The organism is Pseudomonas sp. Je.1.5.c, assembly GCF_051129895.1.
In the GTDB taxonomy this organism is placed as follows: Bacteria; Pseudomonadota; Gammaproteobacteria; order Pseudomonadales; family Pseudomonadaceae; genus Aquipseudomonas; species Aquipseudomonas urmiensis.
In genome coordinates this window covers 24,537-30,763 of record NZ_JBCPSP010000052.1, presented here as the reverse complement: position 1 = coordinate 30,763, position 6,227 = coordinate 24,537, and the positions used below count along the sequence as shown (strand labels likewise).

Annotated in this window: 4 protein-coding genes; 3 read left to right on the top strand and 1 reads right to left on the bottom strand. The window is 60.8% G+C overall.

From position 1 onward, the window contains the following. The first annotated feature begins 321 nt into the window (after window positions 1-321). Window positions 322-1,218: a formate/nitrite transporter family protein gene (locus AAZU54_RS24575; protein ID WP_186557606.1), complete on the top strand. Its 897-nt coding sequence runs from the start codon at window positions 322-324 to the stop codon at window positions 1,216-1,218. Between the two features lie 3 nt (window positions 1,219-1,221). On the opposite strand, the gene AAZU54_RS24570 is transcribed toward AAZU54_RS24575, so the two are convergent. Next, the gene (locus AAZU54_RS24570; RefSeq protein ID WP_312155657.1) at window positions 1,222-2,316 is read right to left on the bottom strand and encodes an MBL fold metallo-hydrolase; all 1,095 of its coding nucleotides are present in this window, start codon (window positions 2,314-2,316) and stop codon (window positions 1,222-1,224) included. A 126-nt stretch (window positions 2,317-2,442) separates the two neighbouring features. On the opposite strand from AAZU54_RS24570, the gene AAZU54_RS24565 reads away from it, so the two are divergent. Then, complete coding sequence (locus AAZU54_RS24565) at window positions 2,443-3,519, top strand: diguanylate cyclase (protein WP_434727783.1); 1,077 nt, start codon at window positions 2,443-2,445, stop codon at window positions 3,517-3,519. A 57-nt stretch (window positions 3,520-3,576) separates the two neighbouring features. Beyond that, window positions 3,577-6,162, top strand: coding sequence for a bifunctional diguanylate cyclase/phosphodiesterase (locus tag AAZU54_RS24560; RefSeq protein ID WP_434727782.1), 2,586 nt, complete (start codon window positions 3,577-3,579; stop codon window positions 6,160-6,162). The last annotated feature ends 65 nt before the right edge of the window (window positions 6,163-6,227 follow it).

Below are 6,227 nucleotides of genomic sequence, written 5' to 3'. Positions count from 1 at the left end.
GTCTGTCAAGCGTTTATTTCGAAGTATTTTGCGAGAAACTCGTTCAACTTCAAACACTTGACTCGCTTGCGATCTCTCGTAGCGGGAGGCGAATTCTACAGCGTTACAAGCTGCTGTCAACTACCTTCTTCACCGCTGTGGATCTCAAGCGTTTGCTGCATCTCGCTGCGTGCATCGCTGCGAGGAGGCGAATAATACGCGGTTTGAAATCTGAGTCAACACCTTGATCTAAAAAAACTTTCTGACTGTTATCAAGGTTGTGAGCAACTAAATAGAAGCTCAACGGATCTGTAGAGAACCACCCAGCGGAGCACAGCGGCCATGAGCGATGCGCAGAGCGACAAGACCCCAGGCCTGTCGGCGGATGAAGAGCAGGAAATCAGCCACAACCAACCGCCCCGAGCAGCGGTCCTGCACGAGATCATTCGTGCCCAGGGCGACCAAGAGCTTGAGCGCACCCTCGCCGCACTATGGTGGTCAGCCTTGGCCGCAGGCCTGAGCATGGGCCTATCGCTCATGGCCATGGGCTTGTTCTATGCCCGTCTACCCGAAGGCGATAGCGCCCAGGTGATTGCCAGCATCGGCTACAGCGCGGGGTTCATGGCCGTGATTCTGGCTCGCCAGCAACTGTTTACCGAAAACACCCTGACTGCCGTGCTGCCGCTGATGACCACTCCCACCCTGGCCAACCTGGGTCGGCTGCTGCGACTCTGGAGCGTGGTTCTCCTGGGTAATCTGGCCGGCACTATATTAGTAGCGTGGGTGATGCTCGAATTGCCGATCTTCGACAGCAAGGCCGATGTGGCGTTTCTGGAAGTGGGCCGCAAGGTGATGAAGAACGACATCAGCCAGATGTTCGCCAAGGGCATCGTCTCCGGATGGATGATCGCCACCATGGTCTGGATGATCCCCGCCATGGAGAACGCCAAGATCTGGATCATCCTGATGATTACCTACTTGATGGCGTTGGGCGATTTCACCCATATCGTCGTAGGCTCCGTGGAAGTGTCCTACCTGGTATGGGCCGGAGATGAAACCTGGCAGGCCTTCTGGCTGGAGTTCGCCTTGCCCACCCTGGTCGGTAACATCATAGGCGGCAGCTTTATCTTCGCCCTCATAAGCCACGCCCAAGTCCGCAGCGACAGCGGCAAGCCTCCTTCGCAGCTACTTAAAGAAGGCAATAAGCCCACAAGCCGCCGCCAGGAGCCGAAGATCTGATCTTCAGCGTGAAGCCACCGAGCGCTGCGCCGCCCTGCCCTGCTGGCGTATCGGACGTGGCTGCCACCAGTTCTGCCCGGCATGCGGTGAGTCGAGGCTGATGCGCTCGCCCATCTGCGGCGTACTCAGTTTTACCTGCGCCTGCGCGGCCAACGCCAGAATGCGCTCGAACGGTTCCTGCCAACCATGGATGGAGAGATCAAAGGTGCCGTTGTGGATCGGCAACAACCACTGCCCGCGCAAATCCAGGTGTGCCTGCAAGCTCTGCTCTGGCTGCATATGAACATTCGGCCAGGCCAGGTTATAGGCACCGGTCTCGATCAGGGTCAGGTTGAACGGCCCATAGCGTTCGCCGATCTGCCGAAAGCCGTCGAAGTAGCCGGTATCACCACTGAAGAACAGCCGCAGGTCATCATCGATGATCACCCACGAGGCCCACAGGGTTCGATTGCTGTCGAACAGCCCGCGACCAGAAAAATGCTGCGCCGGGGTGGCCACCAAACGCACGCCGCCTATCTCGGTTTCTTGCCACCAATCGAGTTGACGCACTTTCTCACTCGGTACACCCCAGTCGATCAGCCGGTCGCCCACGCCCAACGGGGCAAGGAACTTGTCGGTGCGCCCTGCCAGTTGGCGAATGGCCTGTTCATCGAGGTGATCGAAATGATCGTGCGAAAGAATCACCGCGGCCAGTGCTGGCACTTCGTTCAGCGCCAGGGGCGGTGCATGGAAACGCAGCGGCCCTGCCCATTGCACCGGCGAGGCGCGTTCGGCGAAAACTGGGTCGGTAATAAAGAAGCGCCCACGCAGCTTGAGCAGTACCGTTGAATGCCCCAGTCGCCAGAGGCTGTGGTCTGGCGCATCGAGCACCTGCTGACGGGTCATCGGCAGCAGGCTGATGGGCGCAGCGGGTCGGGTCTCGGGCGGCTTGCGCAACAACAAGTACTTAAGGCCAATGCGCAGTTTCTTCATCGCCCCATCCTGGGGCAGCGTTGCCTGATTGTGGAATCGTCCATCCCTGTAGTGCGCCGGGTCAGCGGCGTTAGAGGCCGTGGGCAGCATGAACAGAAGCACTCCGAGCAGGAACAAGGCGTTCATGTTACCCCACAGTGATCGGATCAACCGTGAATTGGCTTGTAAGGTCATTTTTCGCCGAGCGAACACTGTTGAACAATATTCACGCGATTTATGCGATAAACGGCGTCCCACGGAAGAACCACGACCATGATCGATAATAACAGCGGCAAGGGACTCTCATTCGTCAGGCGCATCTACCTGCCGCGGATCCTCGGCATGGGCATCGGCCTGTTCTGCGTGATGGCTGCGATGGCCCCCTTGCAGCCGCCGACCTGGGTCTGGGTGTTGATGCTGGTCAACGCTGTGGCTTGGCCACACCTGGCCTATCAGTGGGCGATGCGCTCGGCAGCGCCCTACCGGGCCGAACAGCGCAACTTGTTGCTCGATTCGCTGATGGGCGGGTTCTGGACTGCTGCCTTCCACTTCAATCCACTGCCCAGTGTCACCATCCTGTCGATGATGGCCATGAACAATGTCGCCGCCGGCGGTAAACGTATGGTTATCCGCGGTTTACTGGCGCAACTGGTCGGTATGCTGCTGGCCAGCCTGGTAATCGGTACCGGCTTGCAGCTGCAAGCCACCCCCTTGCAGGTTTTCGCCTGCCTGCCGATGCTCACCCTCTACCCATTGGCATTGGGCTGGGTGTGCTACCGGCTGGCAATCAAGCTGGCCGATCACAAGCGACAGCTCAGCGCCCTGAGCCGCACCGACAGCCTCACCGGCCTGCTCAACCATGGCTCGTGGAAGGACCTGCTGCTACTCAAATTCCAGATCTGTCGCCAGCAGCAGCTACCCGCGGTTATCGCCCTGATCGATATCGATCACTTCAAGACCATCAACGATACCTTCGGTCATGTGGTCGGCGACTGCGTGCTGCGCCATCTGAGCCAGGAACTGCGGCGTAACCTGCGCGAGGATGACCTGGGCGGGCGCTACGGCGGCGACGAGTTTTGCGTGATCTTCCCGAATATCGACGAAGCGCGTGCCGGCCAGGCCATGGAGCGCCTGCGTGAACGGGTCAATGCCTACCGCAACCCGCAGCTGCCTGCGCTGCGTATCAGCCTGAGCATCGGCCTGGCGGCGTTCAATGCCGAACTCAAGTCTGCCGAACACTGGCTGGAAGAGGCCGACAAAGCGTTGTACGCAGCCAAGCACCAAGGCCGCGACCAGGTGAATTTCAATCGTGCCGGCGGCGCACCGCTCAGGCTGGCCTATCCTGAATGAACCTTCCCTCAAGCCATCGGCGGGAGGGATGCAGTTCTACAAGGAGTAGCCTCGCGCATGGACAGGACCGTCGCCCTATCGCCCGCAAGCCCCGCTCCACGTCTGCAAGTACGTCGTTTGATCTTTGGCTTTTCTGCGCTGTTTCTGCTGGCCGCGCTGGTCACGCTCGGGGCGCTGTTCAATATCGCCGCCACCCTGGATCAGCAAGAGCAGGATCAAAGCACCTTCCACGCCACCCAAGCACTGGAGCAGCGCCTGCTCGCCTCGCGTCAGTTTCTCTCCAGCTACGCGGTGTGGGACGCCGCCTACCAGCACCTGAGCGGTGAGGTCGACTGGCAATGGGCGTACGAAGAGAAGAACGTCGGCGAATCGCTGTTCAGCGCCAGCGGCTATGAAGGCGTGTTCGTGATTGATGACCAGCGCACAACCTATGCCCTATTTAAAGGCAGCCCAAGCCGATCGCCGGCCAGCGCCTACATAGACTCTGCCCTGGCGCCGATCATAGCCCAAGCGCGAAAAGCCGCCCCCGCACGCGAGCAGATCACTCATTTCGTCTTGCTCAACGGCTGGCCGGCAGTACTCACTGCCGCCGCCATTCGCCCTGACATAGAGGTTTCAGAAGCCGACGTGGCCCAGGCGCCGATCATGCTCTTCGTCGACCAACTGACCGAAGCCAAGCTGACCAAGCTCGGCCAGGGTGCAGGTTTGAGCGACATGCGCGTCGAGCCAGTCAACAGCGATGCCCACGGCCAACCGCGCATAACCCTGGGCAACACCGGCTATCGCCTGGCCTGGAGTAGCCCACAACCCGGCCGCCAGTTGCTCTGGGCGGTGCTGCCGCCCTTGCTCGGCGCTTTAGTAGTGCTGGGCCTGGTGATGCTTTATCTGTTTCGCCATGCGTTGCGCAGCTCACAGGCCATCGACCTGAGCCTGCAACGCCTGCAACAGAGCAATCAGGCCCTGGAAGCCAGCGAGCAGCGCTTTCGCGCAGTTGCCGAGGCGGCGTCTGACTGGATCTGGGAAACCGATCGCCACCAGCGCCTGACCTATCTCTCGCAGCGCTTCGCCAGCGTCACCGGGTATCGCGTGGAGGACTGGCTGGGCCAGCCGCTCAACCAGTTGCTGGCGTGCGACACCACGCCCCTGTCACCCTGGCTGGACGCCCAGACCGACACCGATCCACAGCAGTTGGCCAACCTGCGCTGCGCCTACCGCGACCACACCGGGCAGAACCGCTACTGCCGGATCTCGGCACGTGCGATTGTGTATGCCGGCAAGCTGGCAGGTTTTCGCGGGACCGCCAGCGACATCACCGACGAGGTCGATGCCCACGCCAGGATCCAGCACCTGTCCATGCATGACGCCCTGACGGGCTTGGCCAACCGCAACAAACTGTCGCGTCATCTGGAGCAAGCCCTGCTGCGCGGCAGCGACTCGCCGCCGCTGACCTTACTGTTGCTGGACCTGGACAACTTCAAGCCAATCAACGACTCGCTCGGCCATCCGGCAGGCGATGCGGTATTGCAGGAAGTGGCTGCTCGCCTGCGCGACACCACCCGCGACGGTGATCTGGTGGCGCGGCTTGGCGGTGATGAATTCGTCCTGGTCCTCAGCGGCATGGACAATCGCAGCGAGATCGACCGCCTCTGCGCGCGCCTGATCGAGCTGCTGCAACGGCCCATCGCTTATGAAGAACAACAACTGCACATCGGCGCCAGCCTGGGGGTAGCCCAGACCCGATCGCAGGGGTTCGATGCCGGCGAACTGATCCGCTGCGCCGACATTGCCCTGTATCAGGCCAAAGCCGACGGCAAGAACAGCTGGCGCTACTTCTCGCCGGAAATGAGCCAGCAGATCCAGTACCGCCGGCAGCTGGAAAACGACCTGCGCCGAGCGCTCAAGCACAATGAGTTCGTCCTGCATTATCAGCCGCGCTACCGCCTGGACGATCTGCGCATCGTTTCCGTGGAAGCCTTGGTGCGTTGGCAGCACCCGCAGGAAGGCTTGCTTGGCCCGGACATCTTCATCCCGCTGGCCGAACAAAGCGACCTGATTGCCGCACTCGGCCGCTGGGTCCTGCGCGAAGCCTGCAGCACCGCTCGCGACTGGACGCAGGCGCTGCTGGTTTCGGTCAATCTGTCTCCGGCGCAGTTCTCGCGCAGTGACGTGGTCGCCGATGTGCGCGATATCCTGTTGGAGACCGGCTTCCCGGCGCAACGTCTGGAGCTGGAGATTACCGAGAATGTCATGCTCAACGACATCGAAGGGGCGCTAGGCACGATGCTCGCGCTCAAGGAGTTGGGCGTGCGGCTGAACATGGATGATTTTGGCACCGGCTATTCATCGCTGGGTTATCTGCGCACCTATCCGTTCGACAGCATCAAGATCGACAAGCGGTTCATTGCCGGGCTGAACAGCCAAAACGGCAATGACCGCGCGGTAGTGCAGGCGATCATCAACCTGGGCAAGGCGATGGGTTTGACGGTCACCGCGGAAGGGGTGGAGACCGAGCAACAGCTCAAGGCGCTGGGCAAGGAGCGCTGCCATGAAGTGCAGGGCTATTACTTGAGCCGGCCGGTGGACAAGGACAGTTTCGAGGCCTTGTTGCGTCAACCGGATGATCAGCAGCATGGGGCGGGTTGAGCCTTGGGGGTTATGTCAGATCTGGCCTCTTCGCGGGCAAGCCCGCACCCACAGGATTAGCGCCA